Genomic DNA, 25,217 nt, shown 5'->3' with positions numbered 1-25,217 from the left:
TCGCCATGCGGGATGAGTTCGAGAATCGGCCTCTCCTGCTCGTTTTCGCGGGGCTGTGCGTTGGGGCGGCCGCTGCTTGGAGCCCGTGGAACGTTCTGTTCGTCCTCCCGCTGACCCTGCTGCCGAAAGCGCACTGGAAGCGAGCGTTGCCTCTGTTCGCAGCCGGCGTTGCCTGGTGGTTGAGTCCGCCGATGAACTTGGCCACGGAGGTTCGTGAAGAGCAGATTGCCGTGAACGCCAGCGTGCTGACGATGCCGCGCGATACTGCGGTAGGCATGTCTGCGGTCATCGAGGCAGACGGCGTTCGGTATTGGGCGCGGTTCCCGCTAGGCTCGGACGTTGCTTTGGGGGATCGGTTGCGCGTCGTAGGCGAGGTCTCGCCTCTCAACGAGGGGCAGGGCCGACTGAGAGGCGCATCGCGGAGGCTGAAGGTTGATTCGTTCGAGCGAATCAGGAGCGGACTGCCTTTCTGGCGAGCCGGCCTTTGGGTTCGGCACAGCTTTCGCCGGTTCATAGGAAGCGCCGCCGGCGAGCGGTCTGGAAACATCATCGACAGCGTGTGCTTCAGCGCGACGGATGAACTGACGCCGGAGTTTTGGCGGAGCCTGCGGGCAACGGGCACTGCGCACATCGTCTCGACGTCGGGGTTGCACGTGATCGTCACCGCGCTTGGGCTGATGTTCCTGCTTGGTCGAACGCGGGTGCCCCGTGTTTGGCAGCTAGCCATCCTCACCGTCTGCTTGCTGATCTACGCAGGCGCGGCAGGGATGCGGCCTCCTATTCTGAGAGCGGTGATTACCGCTGTAATTCTCGCAACGGCGTATTTATGGCGCCGTCCGATCGACGGGCTGTCAGCGCTGTCGGCTGCCGGAATCGTCGCTTTGCTGATCGCACCGGAGATGGCTCTAAACGTCGGCTTTCAGCTTTCTACGGCCGCCGTCCTCAGCCTGGTGCTGTTCATGCCGCGCGAGTTCGACGCTGAGCCTACGTCGATGCTCCACGTTCTACGTCAGTGGGGCGTCGGCGTGGTGAAGTCGAGCTTCATCGTGACGCTGGCTGTTTCGCCCCTGCTTGCGTACCACTTTGGCGAGATTCCAGTAGTCGGCGTGCTCGCGAACCTACTGACCGTACCGCTTCTCGGCGTGATCGTCTGCGGATCGCTGCTGTGCTGGGGCATATCGCTTGTGTTCCCTGCCCTTGCTGACGGAATGCTGGCCGTTGCGGTAGAACCGTTCGTCGGCTGGGTTGTCGCGACGATCGAGACGCTCGGTCGGATTCCGTACGCCAGCGTCTTTGTCCCCGCCATGTCGGCGTACTGGCTGCCGTTCATTTACGTCGGCCTTGCACTCATTTGGAAGCCGTATGTTAGGTCGTCTTAGTTTATTTGTTCTGCTCGTGGGAGCCTTGCTTTTCGGGGCTTTACTGGCTGAGAGGTCATCGCACGCTGGCACCTCGGTGCACTTCCTGTCCGTCGGTCAAGGCGACTGCACGGTGATCTTGCACGAGGACTGGGTCGTCCTCGTTGATACCGGCCCGAGGCACGACGGCTACGACGCGGGCGACCGTATCGTGATCCCTGCGCTGCGCAAGCTCGGCGTCAGGAAGATCGACGTGATCGTTCTGACCCATCCCGACGGCGATCATGCTGGCGGGCTTTCGGCATTGGCGCATCGGTATCGCATCGGTCGCGTCCTCGTCGCAGGACACTTCAGCAACGATGAGAAAATGCTTTCGATCATGCGGCAGTCCGGCTTGCCGGTCGGCAAATTCAAATTTGTTGCAGGACACTCGTGGGCGGAACTAGGCGACCTAAGGCTCGACTTGTACTCTCCCAATGTTACACCGAGCACGAGTGCTAACGACGGCTCGATGTTTGTGATGGCCGGGGTTGAGGGCGCGGCCGTACTGCTAACTGGAGACGCCGGCCAGGAGGTCGAGCAGGGCGCGATCGCAGCGGGCATAGACTGGGACGTAGACGTCTTGCAGGCAGGCCACCACGGCAGCAAGGGCGCGACCAGTCGGCTCTGGCTTGCGGCGACAACCCCGGAGCACGTCGTATTCAGCGCTGGTCGAAACAACGTCTACGGGCATCCGCACCCGTCGGCAGTGCTGCGGGCAATCCAATCTGGGGCATCCGTCTGGCGTACGGACTCGGTCGGCACGGTGTCGTTCCGCCTCGAAGAAGGCAAATTCGTTCGGGTGACTAACTTTCGAACATCTCGATCCGCTCCTTAGTCTTGCGGATGAGGTCTTCCAGCTCCTTGGCCGCCTCTCGCTCTTTCTCGACCACCTCTGGCTTTGCTCGTTCGACGAAGTTCGGATTGGCCAACTTCTGTTGAGCCTTCGCTAGGTTTGCTTTGAACCTGGCCAACTGTTTGGTTAGACGAGCCGTTTCTGTCGCCTCATCGACGAGGCCGGCGGTAGCAAGGTGGAAATCCACGCTGCCGGACGTGATTGAGATGAACCTACCGTTCGGTCGGCCCTGCGAGAGCTCCTCGACCCACGCCTGTCCGGCGATGATCTCCTCGCCACCCCTCAGATCACCTTCAAAATGAGCCTGCGGCACGGACTTCATGGCCGCGAGCCCAAGGTCGGCCCTGAGCGATCTCAGCGCACGGGTCGACTCGATCCACGATTCGACGAGATCCTCCGCCTCGGGCTGCAGGTACGAATCAGGTAGCACGGGCCAGCTCGCCTGCATGAGAAACTCCGCCTTCCCCTCGATCGGCAGATGTGCGTAAATCTCCTCGGTGATGTGCGGCATAATCGGGTGCATCATCTTTAGGAACGCGTCGAGGCACGTCGTCAGCACCCACTGCGGCACGTGTCGCGCCTCCTGCGAGGCTAAGCGAGCCTTGCTCACCTCGATGTACCAGTCGCACAAGTTCGTCCAGAAGAACCGGTACAGCGCTTGCGTTGCACTCTGAATGTCGTACTCGTCAAACGCCTTGCGGACGGAGTTTTCGGTTTGAACAAGCTTGCTCAGCAACCACTGGTCGACCGGTTCGAGTTTTTCAGGCTCCCTCCCGTCGAAACCGTCCAGGTTCATGAGAACAAATCGGGTTGCGTTCCAGATTTTGTTGCAGAAGTTTCGTGCCTCGTCGATCCTGCGCTCGCCGTAGCGCATATCTTGGTTCGACCCAGTCTGGTTGAACAGGGCGTATCTGAGGGCGTCCGCACCCCTTGATTCGATGATCTCGATCGGGTCGATGCCAGTACCCAGGCTCTTGCTCATTCGCTGGCCGTCCTCTGTGAGCACCGTAGCGTAAATATAGACGGTTCGGAACGGAATTTCGCCGTGGAGGTCGAGCCCCATCATGATCATGCGGGCGACCCAGAGGTAGATTATGTCCCTGGCGGTGACGAGTACGTCGGTCGGGTAGTGGTTCTTGAGGTCGTCGCTCTTTTCTGGCCAGCCGAGCGTGGCGAACGGCCACAGGCCGCTCGAGAACCAGGTGTCCAGCACGTCGTTGTCCTGACGGACGATTTTCTTATCGCTTGCCTGGGATTGGGCGTCCTCCCAGCTCAAAGCCGCGTACGCAGTGCCGTCTTCGGTGTAATAGACCGGGATTCGGTGGCCCCACCAGAGCTGTCGGCTGATACACCAGTCATGGATGTTCTTCATCCAAGAAAGGTAGACATCAGTATACCTATCAGGTACAAATCGAACTTCTCCTTGCTCAACAACGCGGATGGCTTCCTGGGCCAGCTCCGTCTGCCGGACGAACCACTGTTCGCTGGCGAGGGGTTCGATAAAGCTCTTGCTTCGATCGCTGACGAGGACTGAAATCTCGTGCGGCTCGGCCTTCTCGAGGAGTCCTTGGTCCTCAAGGTCGGCGACGATCCGCTTTCGGGCTTCTTCTCTGCTCATACCGGCGTATGCACCCCCGTCTTCGGTGATCCTGGCCGACTCGTCGAACAGGATGAGCAGGGGCAGGTCGTGGCGCTGCCCGACCTCAAAGTCGTTTGCGTCGTGGCCAGGAGTTATCTTAACTGCCCCTGTGCCGTACTCGGGATCTGCGTATTCGTCCTCGATCAGCGGTATCTCTCTCTCGACAAGTGGAAGCGTGATAGTCTTGCCGACTAGGCTCTTGTACCGCTCGTCCTTTGGGTGAACGGCCACCGCGACGTCCGCGAGCATCGTCTCCGGCCTAGTGGTGGCGACGGTGACTGAGCCTGACCCATCAGCGAACGGGTAGCGGATGTGGTATAGCTTGCCTTGGACGAGCTTGCGCTCCGTTTCGATGTCCGACACACTGGTCTTGAGCACCGGATCCCAGTTCACGACGCGCTTGCCGCGGTAGATCAGCCCGCGGTTGAACCAGTCGATGAACACCTTCAGAACGGCGTCTGCGTACCTGTCGTCGAGCGTGAACCGTTCCTTGCTCCAGTCGAACGCGCAGCCGAGAGACCGGAGCTGGTTCAGGATCAGCCCACCGCTCTCCTTGCGCCACTCCCAGGTACGGTCCACGAACGCCTCTCGACCGATCTCGGTCGCACTGGTGCCCTCCTCCCGAAGCTTCTTGTCGATCAGGCTCTGGGTGGCTATGCCGGCGTGATCCTGGCCTGGAAGGATCAGCACCGCGTCGCCGCGCATTCTACGGTACCGGCCGAACAGATCCTGAAGTGGATAGCAGAGCGCATGGCCCATATGCAGTGACCCGGTGATATTCGGCGGCGGGATCGTGATCGTATACGTGGGCTTGCCGGGGTTGGAATCAGGTTCAAACAGGCCCGCCGAATCCCACCTTGCGTACCACTTGGATTCAACCTGAGAAGCGTCGTATTTTGAAGATAGAGTCGGTTCCTGCAATTTTGCTTTCCTGTCGTGAAAGGTTGCCGACCAGTGTACCAAGACGTTTCACGTGAAACATGGCAGCCTTACTCGCGGCCCGTGAAAAGGTCGTGAATCACCTCATCGAGCGAGATATCGTCGATTGCGATGTCGCGTACCGTGTGTTGTTGGAGGATGCGCGATACCGTCTCCGGCGCTTTTGCCCTGTCGACCGATAGGGAGATGCTGCTGCCCTCTTGAGAGACGATCTGGCCAAACTCGCCGAGGCTAGGCGGGACCGCCGTACTTTCGAACGTGAGCCTGAGGATTCTCCGGTTCGAATACCGACCCGCCAGCTCCTCGGAAGTGCCGTCGAAGACGAGTGCTCCCTTGTCGATCACGATAAGACGCTCCGCAAGCGCCTGAACGTCCGCCATGTAGTGGCTCGTCAGGACGATCGTGCAGCCGGTTTGCTCGTTGTACTGCCGCAGGAAGCCTCGAATTCGCCGCTGGCTGACCACGTCCAACCCAATGGTAGGTTCGTCGAGGAACAGGACCTCGGGCCCGTGCAGCAACGAGGCGACCAACTCACATTTCATGCGTTCGCCGAGGCTCAAGCGTCTAACCTGAGTGTTGACCTCGCCCTCAAGTTGCATCAGATTGACCAAAAGGTCGAGCCGCGCTTGATACTCTGAGTTCGGAACGCCGTAAATCTCCCTTAAGACCTCAAAACTGTCCATGGCTGGCAGATCCCACCACAGCTGCTGCTTATTGCCCATGACGAGCGCAATCCGCCTTAGCATACGATGGTCGCGATCAAACGGGGAGTACCCAAGGACCGACACTTTCCCTGATGTGGCGCGGAGAATGCCGGAAAGAATTTTGAGGGTTGTCGTCTTGCCCGCGCCGTTTGGCCCCAGGAAACCGACTATTTGCCCCCTCGGGATCGAAAAGGTGACTCCCCGCACAGCCTCGACCCGCTTCCTTTTCGGAGCGAACAGTCCGAGGAGGCCCCCGAGCGCGCCATCGCGCCTCTCAGTGACGTCGAACGTCTTGACCAGGTCGGCGACGTCGATAGCGATCATAAGAGTCTTACGGTTTCACGTGAAACATACTGCTGGCAAACAGGATCGCGCACCAGAGGCTGATCGGCGCGGAGTAAAGCAAGGAATCAAGTCTGTCTAGGATACCGCCGTGACCGGGAAGCAGGCCTCCGCTGTCCTTGACGCCAGCGTCGCGCTTGAGCTTGCTCTGCAACAAGTCGCCGACCTGACCGAACAAGCCGGTGGACAAGCCGAACGCCAGCGACACAGACCAGGGCAGGCCCGAGTACCGACCGATCGCAAACGCTGCGATCAGGCATCCGATCAAATTGGCGACCGAACCTTCGACCGTCTTGCTCGGAGAGATCTTGGGAGCGAGCAGTCGGCGACCGACCGCCTTTCCAACGAAGTACGCGGCGGAGTCGCCGACCCAAAGGGGAATAACCGCAAGCACGAGGCCATTGCCATAACCCAAGAATTCGACTGGGACGAGATCGTGAAGGGCATAGCATGCCAGCAGACCAGATCCGAGCCAGGCGCCGAGCAGCGCAGAGCGCACCCACCTTGCCTGAAGATTGCAGGCGAGGCCGATGGTGCCAATCGCCCAGCCGCCCAGAATTAGGGAAGGGACCAACTCAAGCGGCGCTTTGATCGCTGCAACCGCGACTAGGCTTCCCCCAAGGGCGAGCGGAATCAAGCCGCGGGAGTTGAGGAGCCGGGCAATCTCCAGCCCACCGCTGACCAGGATGGCTGCAAACACAGCCAACAGCGGCCAACTGAGGGGTGTCAAAATGACGAACAGCGCCAGCGGAATCGCTACTAGCGCGGTCAAGATGCGAGTCAGCATTAACCTAGCAGAGTTGACGATTCAATCACAGCCAACTCTGCACAAACACACAGCCCTTAAGGGTTAACTGTTACGAGAATTATTGTGCTGTAAGGCTCCTTAAGGCCGTACGCGTCATGAATCGTTAAGGTAACAATAAAATCACCGGACACTCTAAACGTTCGCCTTACCACCCTGCCCTCAGAATCGATATCGACACCGTCTGAGGAATCGAAATCCCATGTGTATCTCAGTGACGTTGCTCCCGCAGAGGCGCTGGCGAAGAACACGAATTCATCACCGAATGCCAGGTTCAATTCTCGCACATTAGGCTCGCCCCAGATCGGCGTCGTATCGTTCAGAATGTGGATGGAACCAAGGTAAAAGCTACCGATCGTATCGCCGGAAAAAGCTAAAGAAGTTATCTGTTTGTTACTGCTTGAGAATCCACGAATCGCGACCAATGGAACGCCGACTCTCATCCATCCTTTGTTGTCAGGCAGTGCAGATGTCAGATCAAAGAAAACTTCGGACTTCTTTCCATCTGACGTGGTGATGATACAGCGAACTGTTGATAGTCCTGCATCGATAGAGGAAGCCACTTCTTCGCCGCCGCCGGCAAGGCCACCGCCGCCGCCCAAGCCACCGAGTCCGCCTCGACCGCCTCGACCGCCGCCCGCCGCGCCGCCACCGAGTGTGACAGTTTCGTCCGGCGCCTGAAGGACTAGCTGAAGCATATTGCTCGATTCGGCTGTTGCGCTCGCAAGATCGATGGGCGTCGAAAAGCTGATGATGCCGCCTTGGAAGAAGTTGCGGGACGAAACTCGAATTGAGGTTGAACCTTCGAACGCCATTTCGTCCGTCTCAGCGATCGTGCCGCTGCCCCAGGCACTGACCGAGATTCCTTGATCGGGCAAGCTGCTCGTCGAAGTGTATAGGTCCTGGGCGACCGCTTGGCCTGCGACTGCGGCAACTAAAGCGATGGTGGCAAGTTTGCTGATAAGGTTCATTTCATTCCTCAACGCTGATCCGGGTAGCGAATTCGAGTTATCGACTTGGCGCGACCTGTAGTTCCTTCGACGCGAATCAGTACCCCAGAGATTACACCAGGTTGTTGCGCAACCTCAAATCTTGTGGGCATGGATGTGAGAAATCTCCGCAAAATTACGTCTTTGTCCATGCCGAGGACGCTGGGGACGGGTCCGCACATGCCGACATCGGAGATAAACGCGGTGCCGCGCTCCAGCACCGTTTCGTCGGCCGTCGTGACGTGAGTATGGGTTCCCAGGACTGCGCTGACCCTGCCGTCGACGTGAAATCCGAACGCCATTTTCTCGCTTGTCGCTTCTGCGTGAAAGTCGACCAGCACGTTCGGCGAGTCCAGCTCCTCGAGAATCCGGTCTATTGCAGGGAACGGGTCGTCGTATCCGGTCATATAGACTCGGCCGCACAGGTTGACGACGTGCAATCGAACTCCGTTCTTTTCAACCACGGTTACGCCTTTGCCGGGGGCCGCAGCAGGCAGGTTAGCCGGCCTGACTATCGGCCGGTCCCCGTCTAGGTACTCGAACACCTCTCTCCGGTTGAACGCGTGGTTGCCGAGAGTGATCGCGTCGATGCCGATTTTGAACAGGTCCTCGGCTATGTCCTGAGTGATCCCCACTCCGCTTGCGCAGTTCTCGCCGTTTGCGACGACGAACGTCGGATTGTGCTCACTGATCAGCATGGGAAGCCGCTCCGAGACGATCTTTCGACCGGGCCGCCCTACGATGTCGCCGAGAAACAGGATGGTGTATTCGCTCAAGTCCGCCTGCGTGCGACTGGCGTCACGAAATACGGTGAGCCAGAGGCTGAGCAAGCATACACTAGGTTGAAACCGGCCGACTAGGAGTCCAGGAGTTCGAAGTGCTGCTCGACGGCCTCTCGGACAGCTTCCTCTGCAAATCCGCGCCGGGCGAGTAATCTTGTGGCGCGGCCGACTTCGCGCGAACCTGAAAACCGCTCGTTCAAGAGGTCTTTCGCCCGTTGAAGCTCAGGTTGGCCGTCCAGCGCGTCCAGCGCCGCGTTTGCCGTCGCCTCGCAGATGCGCCTTTTCTGCAGTTCAAGCCTAATTCGTAGCACGCCCTTGGTGCTTGCCGCTTGCTCGACCAGTCGGCTGGCCAGGCGCAGATCGTCGACTATGCCGCGCTCAATGAGACTCTCAATGACGGCATCGGAGGTCTCAGCGGTCGAGCCTTGAGCCTTGAGCCTCTCTCTCAGCTCATGCTCCGAGCGGTCGCGCCCTGCTAGCCAGGTTAGAGCCGACTTGAGGGCCTCGTCGAACTCAGTCAGCTTTAACTGGCTCACTGTTTGCCGTTCGCCGCAACTACCGCCGTATCGGCAACTTTGACTTTAGTCGGCTTCGTTACGAGCAGTTCTCGAATTTTGCCGTCCAGCTCGGTGAACATCTCCGAGTTTTCGTCAAGGAAGGTCCGAGCGTTCTCACGGCCCTGCCCGAGGCGGGTTTCGCCGTAGTTGTAGTACGTCCCGGCCTTGGTGATGAGGTTGTGCTCGACGGCGAGGTCGAGCAGATCGCCGGAGCGGCTCACGCCCTTGCCGAAAATGATGTCGAACTCGGCTCGCCGAAACGGCGGAGCCACCTTGTTTTTGACGACTTTGACCCTGCAGCGGGCGCCGAACGCCTCGGTGCCGTCTTTCAGGAGCTCTCCGCGACGAATCTCCAGCCGAACCGTAGCCCAGAACTTGAGGGCTCTGCCGCCCGGAGTGGTCTCCGGATTGCCGAACATCACTCCGATCTTTTCTCGGATCTGATTGATGAAGACTACCGCCGTGTTAGTCCTGCTGATCGATCCGCCGAGTTTGCGGAGCGCCTGGCTCATCATTCGAGCCTGCAGGCCGACATGGACGTCGCCCATATCGCCATCGATCTCGGCCTTCGGCACGAGCGCTGCGACGGAATCCAGAACGATGAGGTCGATCGCGCCCGAGGACACCATGCCGTCCATGATCTGCAGCGCCTCCTCGCCCGTCGTGGGCTGGGCGACGTACAGCCGATCAACGTCGACGCCTAGCACCTTGGCGTATTCGATGTCCATGGCGTGCTCAGCGTCGATGAACAGCGCCATGCCGCCCGCTTTCTGGGCCTCGGCGATGATGTGAAGCGCTATCGTCGTCTTGCCGCTGCCCTCAGTTCCGTAGATCTCAGTGATCCTGCCTCGCGGGATGCCGCCGCCCAGCGCTAGATCGAGGCTCAGCGACCCGGTTGATATTGACTCGACGGACGGCAGATCGTCGCCTCCCAGCTGTATGACAGCTCCTTTGCCGAACTGCTTTTCCAAGTTCTGCAGGGCCAGTTCCAGTGCGCGATCCTTCTTGATTTCCTTCGTTGCCACGGTAATACTCCTACTCGAAACGGTCAAAGTATAGACATATATGCACTATTTGTCAACCATTAACGTAAAGTAATTTTCCAATCTTGTTTTAGGTTGGTTCCTTCATTATGCCTTGAGTGCAGCCGGATTGCTGCACAGGCAGCTACTTCCGGTGCGTATACTCGCCTTCATTCACCGTGCGTCGCGCAGCCAGCCTATTTGTGCTGTTCACAGCCTTGACAGCGGTTTCTTTAGCCCAGAAGCCGATAACCGTCCGCATGATGGCCGGCCCGTACCAGGGCATCCCACCTAGAGAGGCAACGGATTCGCGATCCCTGGCTCGATGGGCGGTGTTCGACGAGTTTCACCGCCAAAATCCGGGTATTCGGGTCGTGAACGCCGGCGGGCTCGAATTGGCCAACGAGTTCGCGGAAAGCTCGTTCCTGATCTCGATGGCCGCCGACACTGCGCCCGACGTGTTCTACGTCAACTTTCGGCAGTACTACAACTACGTTGAGCAGGGGTTCTGCCGCCCGCTCGACGATCTGATCGCAGGCGATCCAGAAGTAGAGAGCCGGTTTAACCGGACGGTTATGGAGGTCGTCCGCAGCTTCGATGGTCGCGTGTACGCCGTGCCGTTCTATCAGGTCGCGCAGGCGCTGTACTTTCGCAAGGATCACTTCCTGGAGGCAGGGCTCGACCCTGCGCTTCCGCCCCAGGATTGGGACGAGTTCTACGAGTACGCGCAGCGGCTGACCGAGTCCGCTCCCGGCCGGTCGGGTTTCGGGTTCAGCTCGGGTTTGGGCGGCAAGGCGTACCACTGGGTCAACTTCGTCTGGCAGGCAGGCGGCGAGGTCGTGGAGGAGGCCGGGGGCGGATACTGGAAGTCAGCGTTCGCGACGCCTGAGGGCGCGGTCGCGCTGGACTTCTTCCGCAAGCTTGCGCTCGACAAGTGGGTCGGTCCGGACGGGCGCACAGTTGGCCCCGCCGCGGCGCTGTCGCCATCGTTCGGCGCAGACATTGCGTCCGGCAAGATCTCGATGTGGTTCGCCTACACGAACGACGTCGTGCTGAGCATCAGCGACCTCAACCCTGCTCTGATCGGGATCGGCGCGATGCCTGCGGGGCCGGCCGGACGGAAGAACGAAGTGAACGCAGGGATGTGGGCGATCAACGCCAACGTCAAGGATCCCGAGAGGCTCGCGGCGTGCTGGAAGTTCATCAAGTTCTTCGTCGGGCAGGACGCGGCGCGCGTGCAGACCGACGCGTTCGTCGAGCTCGGACTCGGCCACTTGGTCAACCCTGTGCTGCTCAGCGAGTTTGGTTACGAAGACCTCGCCTCAGCCGTCGATCCCGCGTACGTCGAGGCGAACCGGAACCTCTTTTCCACAGGCAAGCCGGAGCCGTACGGCCGCAACTGCCAGCAGGTGTACGTCGTGCTTGACAGCGCGCTCGATCAAGCGATCCTCTACCCGCACAAGCCGGCATCGGAGATTCTCGCGGAGGTCGCGGCGGAGGTGGATCGCAAGCTGCTGGGCTACACGCCTGCTGAGATCATGCGCGCGCGCAGGGCGTGGGCGCTCGGCATCGCGATCGCGTTCGGCCTGACTGTTCTGGCGGTGATCGTATGGGCTTGGCGCAAGGCCGCGGCAGCGCCGAAGACGCACGATGTTCCGGCAGGATTGAAGAGGCGCGGGCGGCTGCGATTCCTCGTTTTTGCGCTCATTCCAGCCTGCTTGAGCGTGTTCGTCTGGTCGTACTGGCCTCTGATGCACGGGCTTGTGATCGCGTTCCAGGATTACCGGATCATGGGCGAGACGACGTGGGTCGGGCTGGACAACTTCATCGCCGTATTCAACGAGCAGTTGTTCTGGAAGTCGATCGGCAACAGCTTCGTCTACGTCGGTCTGACGATCCTGATCGGGTTCCTGATACCGGTCTTCTTGGCGATTGGTCTGAACGAGATTCCGCGCTGGAAAGTGTTCTTCCGCACATTGTTCTTCCTGCCGGCGATGACCAGCCCAATCGTGATCGCTTTTCTTTGGCGGCAGCTGTACGACCGTAGCGAGGCGGGCGTGATCAACGGGCTTGTTTCTCCTTTCATCAACGCGTGGAACAACCTGACAGGCGCGGCGGTTCCGCTCACGCACGACTGGCTCGGCGATCCGTCGCTTGCGATGTTCGCTGTCGTGCTGCCGGGCATTTGGGCTGGTGCGGGGCCGGGTTCGATCCTATACCTCGCCGCGATGAAGAACGTGCCAGACGAGCGGTACGAGGCTGCAGACATTGACGGCGCGAACTGGCGGCAGAAGATCCGGTACATCACCCTGCCGGGGCTCAAGCCGCTGATGCTCATCAACCTGCTGGGCGTGTTCATCGCCGGGTTCAAGGCGATGGAGAACATCTTCGTGCTGACGGCGGGCGGGCCGCTGCACGCAACGCACACGGTCGGTTTCGAGGTGTGGACCAACGCGTTCGTGTTCCTCAAGTTCGGCTACGCGACCGCCGCGGCGTGGGTGATGGGCGCGATCCTCGTCGGCTTCACGGTCGTGCAGATTCGGTACCTGACGTCGCTGAAGTTCACGGCGGCGAAGGGTTAGTGTAGAGTGCTGAGTGCTGAATGCAGAGTGCTTCGCCTAGTCCCCTCAACCGTCATCCTGAGCGAGCCTGTCCTGAGCGGATCGAAGGAAAGGAGCGCGGTTGACGGGACGGCTCTCGCAGCACGATTTCGAGTCCGCATCTCGCCCCCGTCCAATCGGCTTGGGCGTAATCCTGAACGTTGAACAAGAGCGACTATGGGGCGACGACCAGGCGACGGCAAAGCGGACGACTTGGAAGAACCTTGTCGAAATTCGACCGGGGCAAGCTCCTATCAGACGAGCGGTGCCAAGGCACACGCACTCCGGAGCTAGCCTTTCTTGCACACGGCCATGACGACCTTGACCCTGTTTTCAGACAGGCTCTTGAAGGTGTTCTTGGCCATCTCGCCGAATCTTGGGCCGAGCAGCACGTGCAGACCCATCTTGGGCGGGCCGGACTCGGCGGTCTTGGCCAGCACGGCGCCGAACCAATCGGCTGACTCCTGCGTGACGTCGCGAAACTCACCGATCTTGAACCCAGCGTCGGCCAGGTGTTCGCGAAACGCCGACTCTTGGCACATGAAGCTCCCTTCGGGCGCAGACGCCCAGGGGACGGGGAAGTACGGCTGGTCCGCCCGATCCGCGAGAATCTCGTGCATAGCGAGCGTGCCGCCGGGCCGCAAGACGCGAGCGAGTTCTGAGAACAGCCGGGGCTTTTCCGCGATGTTCATGTTGAGGTGCTGCATCAGCACGCCGTCGAAGCTGGCGGATTCGTGCGGCAGATCGAGCACGCTGCAGCACTCGAAAGTCGCGCGGTCCGAAAGCCCGGTTCTTTCCGTCAGAGCTGTCGCGGTTTCGACGAACTCATCTGTGAGGTCGACGCCGTGAACTTGGCACCCGACTTCCGCTGCAAGCGCCCGCGTCGGCCCGCCGAGGCCGCAGCCGACGTCGAGAACGGTCATTTCCGGTTTGAACTGGGCCAGACTGATCATCTCCAGCGTCGCGTCGCGGCCGCGGATGTGGAAGTGGTCGATCGGCCCGAGATCGGCGGCAGTCAGCGCATCCCAATCGAGGCCTCCCGCCTCCACCGCCTGTTGCACGCGATCCAGCAGCCCGCCCGTGGAGTAGTGCCCTTCGACTGTACTCTCGATCTCTAACATTGGTACCGTTATAGCATGTCGCGCAACATGCACGTATGCGTCCTGCATATCACAAGCATTGAAGAACCTCGTTGAATCTGCAGTCGTCTAATTCAATATGTTAGTTGCCGTAATCGGGGCGCTCATCATCGGGCAGGAACGCCCGCAAATCAGTGTTCTTGAGCAGACGAGGTCTGCAGTCGCAGTTCTGCAAGAGTGCGGGATGCCGGAGATTAAGGGGCTACCGTTTCACAAAGTCGAGCTTGTGCTTTTTAAAGATGAACTGTCGCGCCCCGTTTATACGCGCGACAAGTTTATCGAGAGCTACGGCTGGATCCTTCCAATCAGCGAAGGCGAGAAACTGCGCGCGGTCAGTCTGGACGGAATAGTCCGAGAGGTCAAGGCAGACTTTGGCCAGGTCGACATCGACCTAGCTATCTCCAACCGAGAGCAAGGCTCGCCGTTCTGGAGAGACAGGACGGCGTATCCAGGCCTCATCGGTCTCGAAGCGTCAGGACGAAGCGACCTTGTTGACCTGGTAGCAGACTCATTCCGAAAGTACCCGCCAGCGGGCACCTTTATCGAGGGCGGATTGGTGGCAACGTATTTCAAGCGGATTTACAACCGTGCTGTCGGCTACTACATGACTGGCGACAACGCGGAAGCGCTTAGGTTGCTAGCACAGGTCTTGAAGTGGCAGGCGATAAGGGCTGAGGAGTTTTCGGCAACGGGCAAAGCGCGCTACAGTGGTCTTCATGAGGATATTTCACGTTCTGTTTGCAGGCTCGCTGGAAGATTGTATCGTGGTGTCTCGGATCGGGTGTACAGGTCAGGCGTCCCGGATCCAGAACTCAATGAAGACCTCCTGGCAGATTCGGATCAATACACAAGGGTGCAACAGATGGTCAGCCAGCTCCATAGCGTCAAGCCGAGGGCGTTTCTCGTTCCAGGTGGTGCGTTTTTTCAAGGCGATCCGATTTTTGACGCGCTGGTGGCAGAGGGGCAGGGCGCCGTTTATCAGCTGTTGAACGCTATCGATAATCTACGTCCTATCCGAGTGAGCTACCAGAGGTTTGCGGGCTCGCTCGCTACGGTTTACACGGTTGGCGATTTGGCGAGTAGGGCGATTTGGCGAATCAACCGAAAGGAAATCAAGAGCCTGAAGGACGCGCCGTTCTTGACGCTCAAGATCGGCCCCAAGTCGATTGAGGGACAGGGCGCGAGACCGGAGGCGTTGAAGGACGCAAACGGGAATTACTACGTACTGTCTGGCGACGCAGACGGGACTCATAGATTTATCACAGTAGCCATCTGGAATCCTCATGTCTATCTATCAGAGCAGACGGAGCGAGACATTGGCGAATGGAAGACCGAGCACGGCTTTGGCCTTGGATCAAATTTCTCAGACGTGTACGAGAAGATCGGCTACGCGACGTCGTATGCCAGGCTTGCTGGATACTGGGTGCACATCTATGATTGGGAGTACGATTCCGGTTTCGGAAGCGGCCAGTTTTCGGCAAAGTACCAGCTCACGATTGTGTACAAAGAAGACAGGGTGGTCGGGATTACGATGGATATTTCAGAAGGGCCTTGATCAGGTAACTTCGCTCAATGCTCTTGGCAAGCGCGTTGATCGTCGGTGGCCTCTTCACACAGCCTCAGGCGCGACCGAATATCGTCTTCATTTTCACCGACGACCACGCTAGCCACGCGATCGGCGCTTACGGATCGGTCATCAACGAAACGCCGAACATCGACCGCCTGGCCGCCGCCGGAATGCTGTTCGAGAACTGCTTCGTCACGAACTCGATCTGCGCGCCGAGCAGGGCCGTGATCCTGACCGGCAAGCACAGCCACCTCAACGGAGTCCGCGACAACGGCACGACGTTCGACGGCGAGCAGCAGACCTTCCCGAAACTCTTGCAGCAGGCGGGCTACGAAACCGCGCTCATCGGCAAGTGGCACCTGAGAAGCACGCCGACCGGGTTCGACTACTTCGACATCCTGCCGGGGCAGGGGAGCTACTACAACCCGGACTTCATCAACGCCGACGGACGGTACCGAGTGACCGGCTACGTCACCGACATAGTCACCGACAAGGCGATCGACTGGATGAGCGAGCGGCGCGGCGACGAGCCGTTCATGCTGATGCTGCAGCACAAGGCGCCGCACCGTGCGTGGAGGCCCGGGCCGAAGTATCTGAACCTGTACGAAGGGATCGACATCCCCGAGCCGGTGGACCTGTTCGACGACTGGTCGAACCGCAACTCCGGCGCGAAGACCCAGGAGATGAGCGTGCGCGACCATCTCCAACTGGCTTACGACCTGAAGATCGGCGACGCCCCCGAGCGGCTGAACGACGAGCAGAAAGCGCTCTGGAATGCGGCGTACGGACCGCGAAACGAGTGGTTCGCCAACGCCAATCTGTCCGGAGACGACCTGGTTCGCTACAAGTACCAGCGGTACATCAAGGACTACCTGCGGTGCATCCAGTCAGTGGACGACTCGGTCGGTCGGGTTCTGGATTACCTGGAGGATGCGGGGCTCGCCGACCACACGATCGTCGTTTACGCATCCGATCAAGGCTTCTATCTCGGCGATTACGGCTGGTACGACAAGCGTTGGATTTATGAGCCGTCTCTGCGCACACCGCTGATCGTCAAGTGGCCGGGCACGACCGAGCCCGGGGCGCGCAACGAGGACATCGTCCTCAATCTGGATTTCGCGCAGACGTTCTTGGACCTGGCGGGCGCGGCAGATCCGGACGGTATGCAAGGAGCGAGCCTCATGCCGCTGCTGCGCGGCGAGCGTCCGGGCAACTGGCGTCGCTCGATGTACTACCACTACTACGAGAAGGGCGTTCACAACGTGCCGCGGCACTACGGCGCGCGCACCGACCGCTTCAAGATCGCCTACTACTACGACCTCGACGAGTGGGAGCTGTTCGACCTCCAGAACGACCCGCGCGAGAAGAACTCCGTGTTCGACGATCCTGATTACGCTGCGATTCGCGATGGGATGCTGCGGTTGTTGGAGGCGGAGAGGCGGGCGGCGGGGGACGTTCGGGTTGGTTCGGGTTAGTTCGGATTAGTTCGGATTGGTTCGGATTTGCAATGTGAGCTGAGATGGGTTATAAAGAGCTTGATGTTTGGCGGCTGAGCATGGATTTGGTCGTTGATCTGTATCGGTTGACGGCGACGTTTCCTGGCGAGGAGAAATTTGGGCTGACGTCTCAGATTCGCAGAGCGGCGGTCTCTGTTCCGGCGAATATCGCCGAAGGGTACGGACGGCGAACGCCCCGATCGTATTCTCAGTACTTGCGGATAGCCAAAGGATCGATCAACGAACTCGAAACCTTGCTCATCGTCTCCCACGAGATCGGATTCATCGACGATATCGAATCTCTCGTCGATCGGACGGCGAAGATCGGCTCGATGCTTTCAAATCTGACGACGAAGGTCGAAGGGAACATCGTCAAAGAGATCAGCGAAATGTACGGCAACCTAGAAGAAGAATGAAAGTGAAAGGCAAACCCGAACGAATCCGAACTAATCCGAACCAATCCGAACGCTACCCCGGAGTGTAGTTCATAAAAGTGTCCCCAAAAATCCTCGTCGCTGACATCGGCATCGACTCAAAGTCTGCCGGCGTTCACGCTGTCTACACGTATAGCGCGACGGCAGACACGCGGATTGGCGAGGCTTACTTCGTGCCGCTCGGGCCTCGGCGGGTTCTTGGTTTCGTCGTGCGGCTTCGTGAGACGCCCCCGTCGGAATTGGGGTTCGCGGAGAAGCTGCTGAAGCCGCTTGGGCCGAAGATCGATGGGCTGACTCTTCCTGAGAGTTCGATCGCACTCGCTCACGAGGTGGCGCGGCAGACGCTTTCGCCGCTCCCCATGGCAATCGGCTTGATTTCGCCGCCAGGTATTCGCGACCGCCTCGTGACGGTGTGGCAACCGGCTTCGACCAAAAAACCGGACGAGGCACTGACGCCAGCGCAGAGCGAGGCCTTGGCGACGCTGGTCGATGCCGGCGAGCTAGAGGACTCGCCGCGCAAGCCGCTGCCAAGAGGATCGCGCAACGCTCTGCGCGCCTTGGAGCGGCGAGGCTTGGTCGTGCGTGGGATGTCAGTGTCGATGGGCGGCCCAGGAAAGAGGGTGCAAGGGATGCTGCGCCTCACTGCCGACAGCGACAAGATCGAGAAGTTCCTAAAAGGGCCGGGGAAGAAGAGGCCTGCTCAGTCGGTGACGCTGATGCGCCTGCAGGGGTCTGAGGCAGCGGCGTTTTCAATCGCCGAGATCAAGGCGCTGGGCGGTGTCAGCGACCAGACGATCAAGGCGCTCATCGAAGGAGGGCTGCTCGACCGCGTGGAATCAGAGCCCGGTCTCGCAGCCCCACCGCCCACGCCGAACAAAGATCAAGCAGTTGCGATCAAAGCCGTCACGAAGGCAATCAAGGATGGGAGTTTCGAAAGGTTCTTGCTGTATGGAGTGACCGGCTCGGGGAAGACCGAAGTGTACTTGCGCGCGGCCGCCGAGGCGCTTCAGCGGGGCAAACAAGTTCTGTACTTGGTGCCAGAGATCGCGCTGACCGCGCAAGTGATCGCGCAGCTGCGCGAGCGGTTCGGCAAGTCGGTCGCCGTCCTGCACAGCAACATGAGCCCGCTGGATCGTCTGGAGAGCTGGATGAGAGTGCGCTCTGGCGAGGCTCCGGTGATCCTCGGCGCACGGTCCGCGCTGTTCGCGCCGCTGACCAACCTCGGCCTGATCATCGTAGACGAGGAGCACGAGGCGAGCTACAAGCAGGAGAACGCCCCGAGGTACCACTCGCACCGGCTCGCTGAGTTTCTCGCAAGGGAGTTCTCTGCGCCGGTTCTGTTCGGCTCTGCTACGCCGAGCATCGAGTCTTACGCAGCGGCAGAAGCCGGCGACTACAAACTGCTGCGGCTGCCGAAACGCGCTGCTAGCGCAAAACTTCCGAACGTCCACATCGAGGATCTGACGGACCTGTACCGAGATCACAGGCTCTCGATTTTCACCGACTCCCTGCGGGACGGGATCGAGAAAAGGCTGGCCAAGAAAGAGCAGGTGATCCTGTTCCTGAATCGACGGGCGTACGCGCCGTTCTTGATGTGCCGCGACTGCGCTCACCGATTCGTCTGCACCCGCTGCGCGGTCTCGCTGAAATACCATCGGCACGACCGGAAACTGAGGTGCCACCACTGCGGGTACTTCGAGGTTGCGCCGGACTCATGCCCGGAGTGCGAAGGCAATCGGGTCGCGCCGTTTGGGATCGGGGGGGAGAAAGTAGAGGAGGCCGTGAAAACCGAGTTTCCGAACGCCGTGGTCGCGCGACTGGATCGGGATGTGGCCCGCCGAAGGGGCGCCCTCGAAGAGATCCTGGCGAAGTTTCGATCTGGCGAGATCGACGTGCTGGTCGGCACACAGATGGTCGCGAAGGGGCTGGACTTTCCGAACGTCACGCTCGTCGGGGTGATCGCCGCCGACACGTCGCTCAGCATTCCCGACTTTCGTGCGTCGGAGCGGACGTTTCAGCTGTTGAGCCAGGTCGCGGGAAGGGCAGGTCGCGGTCAGTCGCCGGGCGAGGTCGTGATCCAGACGATGAATCCCGACCACGTCGCGGTGCTGTGCGCGCGAGACCACGACTTCGAATCGTTCTACAAGGTCATCCTCGAAGAGCGCCGCGAGGCGCACTATCCTCCTTTCTACCGGCTCGTCAACGTCCAGTTCGCGGGGTCGACCAGGCACGACGTCGTTGCGGTCGCGGCAGACGCCGGCGAGCGATTGAAGGCGGCGCTGCCCGAAGTTGAGCTGCTCGGTCCAACGGAGTGTGCGATAGCGAAGATCAAGAACGAGTGGCGCAGACACCTACTGATAAAGCTGTCAAAGGACGCAAACGTGCTCCCAATCGCAGAAGCCTTGGAAGGGCTGGACAAGCAGAGCGTGCGCGTACATATCGACGTTGATCCGAACTCGATGATGTAGCTTGAGACCCCGGTAGAACGGCCCGAGACACGAGCAGCCCAACTGCTATAATTCACCCATGGTGCAACGGCTTCCGGACTGGTTGAGAATCCGGCTGCCCCGTCCGGACACGATCCAGGAGGTGCAGCGCATGATGCGCGCGAAGAACCTCCACACCGTGTGCGAGGAAGCGCGCTGCCCCAACCTTGCCGAGTGCTGGTCGAAGAAGACGGCGACGTTCATGATCCTTGGGGACACGTGCACTCGTTCGTGCGGGTTTTGCGCGATCAAAGTCGGCAAGGGCCTGGACGTCGATCCGTTCGAGCCTGCGAACATCGCAAAGACGACCGAGGATCTCGGCCTCAAGCACGTGGTCGTCACGAGCGTCAACCGCGACGATCTGAAAGACCAAGGAGCGGAGCAGTTTGCCAAGACGATCAAGGCGTTGCAAAGGCGTTTGCCGCTCGTCATTATCGAGGTGCTGACTCCGGACTTCCAGGGCCGCGAGGACTTGATCAAGATCGTGTGCGACGCGCGTCCCGAAATCTACAACCACAACGTCGAAACGGTCAGCCGACTGCAGAAGATCGTTCGTCCGCAAGCGCGGTACCAAAGGTCGCTGGACGTGTTGAAGACCGTCAAGAGAATCGACCCGAAGATCTACACGAAGTCCGGCCTGATGCTCGGGCTGGGCGAGACGAAAGAGGAGATCGTTCAGACGCTCAAGGACTTGCGCGAGTGCGGGGTCGACGCCGTGACCATCGGCCAGTACCTCCGCCCGACCATGTCGCACTTGCCGGTCGTCGAGTACATCCACCCCGAAGTTTTCAAAGAGTTCGCGACGATCGGAGAAGAACTCGGCTTTGCGTTCGTAGCGAGCGCCCCTTTCGTTCGTTCTTCCTATAACGCTATCGAGTTTAGCGAGAAGGTCATGAAGGAGCGGCTTGATCGAATGCGCTCAGCGGCGATTCAGGCATAGCGCGCCTGATTTGTCGTCGGCGCATTGCTTTTCAGGGCGGCCTCTGATAACCTGAAGTTTAAGAGATGCAGAACGCGCTGCACGTCTGCTGGCGAGCGTTGTTCGCGCTTACCGTAGCGCTGGTGGGATGGGCGCCGGTCGTCCTGATGGCGGTCTTGGGCGGCTCCTACGCGTTGCGCTGTCTCACCGTCCTCACCGCGCCCGGCGCACCCGTCGAACTGTCGTACGAGACTGAGTACGGCACGGCGACGATGCGCGCCCAGTCGTTCAGCATCGATATCAAGGAGCGGGAGCTCGTTCTTCTCAACGTAGAGGTGTTCGATCCAGACGGAGAACGGTCCGCAGGCATTGCCCGGCTCGAAATCGTGATGGACGGTTCGCGCGCTCTGATTCGAGGTCACAACGCCGACCTGTTAGTCAATCGCTGGGAAGACGGCAGCTTCGACATAGATCGGCTTCTTCCGAAGTCCGACGAACGAGAGCGCGACACAACGTTTACTTTAGTGTTCGATTCAATTGACATAGAGTATCGCGACCACACTAAGGCGATCTCACGAGTCGTGCAGGCGCAGATCAAGAGGCTGCACGTTGATGGCGCAGGCGATGATCTTTACGCCGCATGGCGCCTGGATGCGGACGCGGTTAGCGACGCGGAGTTTCGTCTTGAGATTTCTGACGGACGTTTGAAGAAGATTGCAACAAGGTGGGGTAATGACGACGTTGCGTCGCTGCTTCCGGTAATCAATCGGTTCTTGGATCCTGCTGTTCTCGGCGAGTGGGCGAACGTGACCGCTTTCTCCCTTATACTGGACGGCAGCGCGACGCTGACCTTCGACGACGAAGGCGCATCCTTGCTAGCTTCCCTGCAAGTCCATGGCGACGGTATTTCGACGTCGGAGACGCTCACCGACAGTTCGATCAAAGCCACCGTAGCAGCAGTCGGCGGGGATCTGCGCATCGTCGCTGACGGCCAAATGGGCGGAACGTCGTACGATTTTGACGGGCAGCTGCAGTGGAGCAAGGGCTTCCGCATCGCGGGTCGCCTCTCGGCCGAGGTGCCCACCGTCGCGGACTTACCGCCGCTAATCCGAAGCTTCGTACCGCGTGAGCTCGATTTCACGAACGCTTCTCTCGATGGTTGGATAGATGTCCATCACGGCGTATTGACCCTGAACGGCGAGACGAACGCCGATTCGCTGACTGCCCTCGGCGAGACCGTGACGGACGTCGTAGGTTCTATTGCGGTCAGTTCAGAGAGGTTCGGCACCGAGATCGATCAAGCAAAGTGGGAAGGTGTGCCGTTCCGAGGGTCGTTCTCCGTCGAGTACGCAACGGGCGCCATAGCGGGCTTCGTGATCGGCGATGGCGGGCAGCTGGATCGTATTGCTCAGCGGCTGGGTACCGACCGCGTTCGTGGCGACTTCGCGGCGAACGCGACCATTACTGGAACGCTCGCCCAGCCGCTCATCGACTTGTATGTTCGCGGCTCCAGCACAGTGCGGCTGGCTGAAGGGGACCCGCCGTTTTCCCTGGGGGTTTTCGAGGGCAGAGCGCATATCGACGGCGACGGTGTGACTCTCGATCGGCTGTCCATGGTCGGTGGAAACGGAGTGCTCACGGCGAGCGGCCTGATGGACTGGGATGACAACCTCGATTTCACTTTGCACGGCGGCGGGATCGATGTCAACGGTCTCTACGATCGGCTGGCTGGCTTGGCGTTCGTCGAAGGGACGGTCTCCGGCACGCGCCAGGATCCGCTGTTGGAAATCAGTGCGGAGGTCTACGGCGCAGAAATCTTCGGTCGCAACATCCCACAAATACTTGCGAAAATATATGTCGACCGCGACCAGATTTGGGCGTACGACACCGTTGCTCGAATCGGCGCTTCGCGCATCCTCGCTTCGGTCGGAATGGATTGGACGACGCACAATCTCGTCGGCAGTCTAGTGGGTGACGGTCTATTGCTGCAGGATTGGGTCGGACCGGAGTTCGTCGGATCGGTGCAGATCACAGGAGGCGTTCTTTCCGGCAGCCTTGAACAACCCCGACTTCTCGCCAGTGTGTCCGTGCCGGAGGCTCTCGTTTACGGCGTTCCATTTAGAGACTCACGGCTGCAATTCGACGTCGATCGCTACTCTGCAAAGCTGACAAGCAGCGTGTTCGGAGTCGGTGATGGCCTTTTCCGCTCTACCGGAGCGTTCAACTTCGAAACTAGTACGGCGACGGTCAAGTCGGAGTTCGAATCCTTACCGCTCGGCCTCGCGCCGGTCGATATCGGCGTCGCCAGTCTAGAAGGATCAGTGTCCGGAGAAAGCTCTCTGACTTTCAGCGTGGGCGACCGCGTAGACGGCGAATCGACGCTTACAGTGGACGACTTGACGGTCAACGGCCAGCTAGTCGGCAGTGGGTCGCTGAAGGCGGTATTCGAAGGCCATTCGGTTCAGGCGAGCGGCCAGATCGGCTCGATTGAGCGCTACATCCTGCTCGACCCGTCGGTCTACGACTGGAAGAATAGGTTGCTACAGGCCAGCGGGTCGGCGACGCGTCTGTCTGTGCAGGATCTATTCAAAATCGTGGACAAATCAGTGGAAGGAATACCCGAGGTACTGCGGGAACTGGCCGACAGAACGAGCGGGGCGCTCAGTGCGACGGTCAAGGTTTCTGGACCGGTGGAAAACCTTAATGTTGAGATCCCTTCGGCGTCGCTCGAGGCGCTGCAAGTGTCCGGAGTTTCCGGCGGTCAGGTCCAGGCAAGCGGTAGTCGGGACGACGGAGTATGGCGAATCCATCAGTTAACCTGGAGCCAAGGCGACGAGATGGATCGCACCACTTTCTCTGGCAGCGGAACGATCTTTCCCGACGGTCGATTCGACGTGCCAGAGGCACGCCTAACGAACTTCAAACTGGCGTGGTTGCAACAGCTGATCCCGTCTGCACCGGCGATGGTCGGGCGCATTGACGACCTGACCTTGACCCTCAGCGGGACGACCGATAATCCGTCAGGCTACGCGACATTGACTGCGCACGATCTCGGTTACTTCAGCGAAAAAGACGCCATTGACCTGCCCTTGAGCTTGAGGCGGGTCGAGATTGTGATCGAGGACCGCAAGATAGAGCTGAGGCACGGTCGAGCGTTCTACCAAGGAGTGTGGGCCACGATAACCGGCGAAGTGCCGTTTAGCGCGTTCGAGAAGGACGCGATCGAACGACAGCCGATCAATCTTCTTGCGGAATTCGATGCGCGAAAGCTGAGCGAAATTCAGCAAGAGGTACCCGCGCTCGCTGCCATCCAGACAGACGCAACCGTCCAGGGAAGGCTTCAGCTTGTCGGTACGCGGGAGCGACTGCAATCTAATTTGCAGATAGATCTTTTGAGCGACGAGGGCGGTTCAGCAGAGCTTTTGTTGAATGCTACGCTGAACGATCCGCTGGACGTGGACGGCTCCTTGGGCAGCCGAATCCAGTTGGAGGGCTCCGCGGATTTCAATGATTTCCACGTCCGGTTTAAGCTGCCGAAGTCAGTTCGAGCCCCATCGGTACGAGCCTCATCGGTTGCGATACAGTCCGGCAATCTGACCATCGGCGGCACGGCTAGCGATCCAATTATCGGCGGAACAGTAGATCTGGCAGACCTAACAGTCTGGCTTCCGAGCGAGCTTCCCGAGTCTGCAGCCGAGTGGCCATTTGAACTGAATCCAACGCTGGATGGCATCGCCATAACAGCAGGCAGTGGCTCCAGATTCATCACAAGGACGGCCGAGATACAGTTTTTCGGCGGCGGCACTCTAGCCGGCAGCATGAAATCGCCCAGGATCACCATACCGCTGACCGTCTCTGGAGGAGAGTTCAACTTGCCGACCGCGAAGATCGAGATACAGTCTGGCGGCACGATCAATCTGCTTTACAGCGGATCGGAGATCGGGTCTCCGCTCGCGCAGGTCGTCGTGAACATCGAGGGGACGACGTACGTAGTGGCTAGGCGTGGGGAAGCCGAGTACGAGCGGTACGACGTGCTGCTGAACATCCAGGGCAACTTGCTGGAGTCCGGCGGCCTCAGGATTACGGCTTCGAGCGATCCCCCGGATTTTGATTCAGAACAGTTGCTGGCGATGCTCGGTCAAAAGGACTTGATCGAAGGACTGGCGCTGAGCGGCGGCCGGGGGGGCTTGCGAGATTTGTTCTCGGTTGGACTGCCGTCGGTTACTTCGTCTCTTTCAGGCCAGCTGGCGACCGGGCTGAAGCTCGATTACCTCACGATCGACTACAACCCGTTCGACCTAGCTATCGCTGGCGCGGGAAAGACGCTCGCTCGAGGTTTGATGCTGCACGGTCGCAGGCAGCTTTCAGTGCCTACGACCGGGCGGTTGAAGTACGAATTGGAACTGACGTTCCGACCGCCCCTGCACGACAAATTCTTCAGTAGGTTGCGCCTCGGGCTGGCGACGACCCAGGACGTTTCGTGGCGAATTCGCCTCAGTTGGGCTCGTAGGTTCTAGCAGGCGAGCGACCCGCTGTTGCAAAAC

Annotated in this window: 17 protein-coding genes; 9 read left to right on the top strand and 8 right to left on the bottom strand. The window is 59.7% G+C overall.

Annotated features, from left to right (window positions below):
* Positions 1–5: 5 nt before the first annotated feature.
* On the top strand, positions 6–1,379 hold the full coding sequence (locus IH944_06420) for a ComEC/Rec2 family competence protein (GenBank protein ID MCH7904187.1): 1,374 nt from the start codon (positions 6–8) through the stop codon (positions 1,377–1,379).
* On the top strand, positions 1,363–2,235 hold the full coding sequence (locus IH944_06415) for an MBL fold metallo-hydrolase (protein MCH7904186.1): 873 nt from the start codon (positions 1,363–1,365) through the stop codon (positions 2,233–2,235). Before IH944_06420 ends, IH944_06415 begins: the two co-directional genes overlap by 17 nt.
* Here the strand turns inward: IH944_06415 and IH944_06410 are convergent.
* The 7 genes from IH944_06410 to recA form a co-directional block, all read right to left on the bottom strand.
* The gene (locus IH944_06410) at positions 2,204–4,813 is read right to left on the bottom strand and encodes a valine--tRNA ligase (protein MCH7904185.1); all 2,610 of its coding nucleotides are present in this window, start codon (positions 4,811–4,813) and stop codon (positions 2,204–2,206) included. The two genes, IH944_06415 and IH944_06410, sit on opposite strands and share 32 nt — an antisense overlap.
* A 68-nt stretch (positions 4,814–4,881) precedes the next feature.
* The gene (locus IH944_06405; protein ID MCH7904184.1) at positions 4,882–5,859 is read right to left on the bottom strand and encodes an ATP-binding cassette domain-containing protein; all 978 of its coding nucleotides are present in this window, start codon (positions 5,857–5,859) and stop codon (positions 4,882–4,884) included.
* Between the two features lie 7 nt (positions 5,860–5,866).
* Positions 5,867–6,664, bottom strand: a complete 798-nt coding sequence (locus tag IH944_06400) for a phosphatidate cytidylyltransferase (protein MCH7904183.1) — start codon at positions 6,662–6,664, stop codon at positions 5,867–5,869.
* Between the two features lie 56 nt (positions 6,665–6,720).
* Positions 6,721–7,497 carry a hypothetical protein gene (locus tag IH944_06395; GenBank protein ID MCH7904182.1) on the bottom strand — a complete coding sequence of 259 codons (777 nt, stop codon included), beginning with the start codon at positions 7,495–7,497 and terminating at the stop codon, positions 6,721–6,723.
* Positions 7,498–7,661: 164 nt separating this feature from the next.
* Positions 7,662–8,432 carry a TIGR00282 family metallophosphoesterase gene (locus IH944_06390; GenBank protein ID MCH7904181.1) on the bottom strand — a complete coding sequence of 257 codons (771 nt, stop codon included), beginning with the start codon at positions 8,430–8,432 and terminating at the stop codon, positions 7,662–7,664.
* A 95-nt stretch (positions 8,433–8,527) separates the two neighbouring features.
* A complete protein-coding gene (locus IH944_06385) occupies positions 8,528–8,989 on the bottom strand; it encodes a regulatory protein RecX (GenBank protein ID MCH7904180.1) in 462 nt (153 codons plus the stop codon).
* Positions 8,986–10,035, bottom strand: coding sequence for a recombinase RecA (gene recA / locus IH944_06380; GenBank protein ID MCH7904179.1), 1,050 nt, complete (start codon positions 10,033–10,035; stop codon positions 8,986–8,988). Before recA ends, IH944_06385 begins: the two co-directional genes overlap by 4 nt.
* A gap of 176 nt (positions 10,036–10,211) precedes the next feature.
* Here recA and IH944_06375 point away from each other — a divergent pair, with 176 nt between their 5' ends.
* The gene (locus IH944_06375) at positions 10,212–12,614 is read left to right on the top strand and encodes an extracellular solute-binding protein (protein ID MCH7904178.1); all 2,403 of its coding nucleotides are present in this window, start codon (positions 10,212–10,214) and stop codon (positions 12,612–12,614) included.
* A gap of 308 nt (positions 12,615–12,922) precedes the next feature.
* Here IH944_06375 and IH944_06370 read toward each other — a convergent pair whose 3' ends face one another.
* Positions 12,923–13,753, bottom strand: a complete 831-nt coding sequence (locus tag IH944_06370) for a methyltransferase domain-containing protein (GenBank protein ID MCH7904177.1) — start codon at positions 13,751–13,753, stop codon at positions 12,923–12,925.
* 97 nt (positions 13,754–13,850) lie between these two features.
* Between IH944_06370 and IH944_06365 the strand changes: the two genes are divergently transcribed.
* The 6 genes from IH944_06365 to IH944_06340 all read left to right on the top strand — a co-directional run bounded on the left by IH944_06365 (position 13,851) and on the right by IH944_06340 (position 25,190).
* On the top strand, positions 13,851–15,326 hold the full coding sequence (locus tag IH944_06365) for a hypothetical protein (protein MCH7904176.1): 1,476 nt from the start codon (positions 13,851–13,853) through the stop codon (positions 15,324–15,326).
* Between the two features lie 17 nt (positions 15,327–15,343).
* Positions 15,344–16,813, top strand: a complete 1,470-nt coding sequence (locus IH944_06360; protein ID MCH7904175.1) for a sulfatase — start codon at positions 15,344–15,346, stop codon at positions 16,811–16,813.
* Between the two features lie 44 nt (positions 16,814–16,857).
* Positions 16,858–17,250 carry a four helix bundle protein gene (locus IH944_06355; GenBank protein MCH7904174.1) on the top strand — a complete coding sequence of 131 codons (393 nt, stop codon included), beginning with the start codon at positions 16,858–16,860 and terminating at the stop codon, positions 17,248–17,250.
* Between the two features lie 77 nt (positions 17,251–17,327).
* On the top strand, positions 17,328–19,736 hold the full coding sequence (gene priA, locus IH944_06350; protein MCH7904173.1) for a primosomal protein N': 2,409 nt from the start codon (positions 17,328–17,330) through the stop codon (positions 19,734–19,736).
* A 58-nt stretch (positions 19,737–19,794) separates the two neighbouring features.
* A complete protein-coding gene (lipA, locus tag IH944_06345; GenBank protein ID MCH7904172.1) occupies positions 19,795–20,694 on the top strand; it encodes a lipoyl synthase in 900 nt (299 codons plus the stop codon).
* 65 nt (positions 20,695–20,759) lie between these two features.
* Entirely contained in the window at positions 20,760–25,190 is a 4,431-nt protein-coding gene (locus IH944_06340; GenBank protein ID MCH7904171.1) for a translocation/assembly module TamB domain-containing protein, read from the top strand.
* The last annotated feature ends 27 nt before the right edge of the window (positions 25,191–25,217 follow it).

It is taken from the genome of Armatimonadota bacterium (genome assembly GCA_022563855.1).
GTDB lineage: Bacteria > Armatimonadota > Fimbriimonadia > Fimbriimonadales > Fimbriimonadaceae > JADFMN01.
The sequence above is the reverse complement of the archived record's forward strand: the minus strand, read 5'-3'. Positions and strand labels throughout refer to the sequence as shown.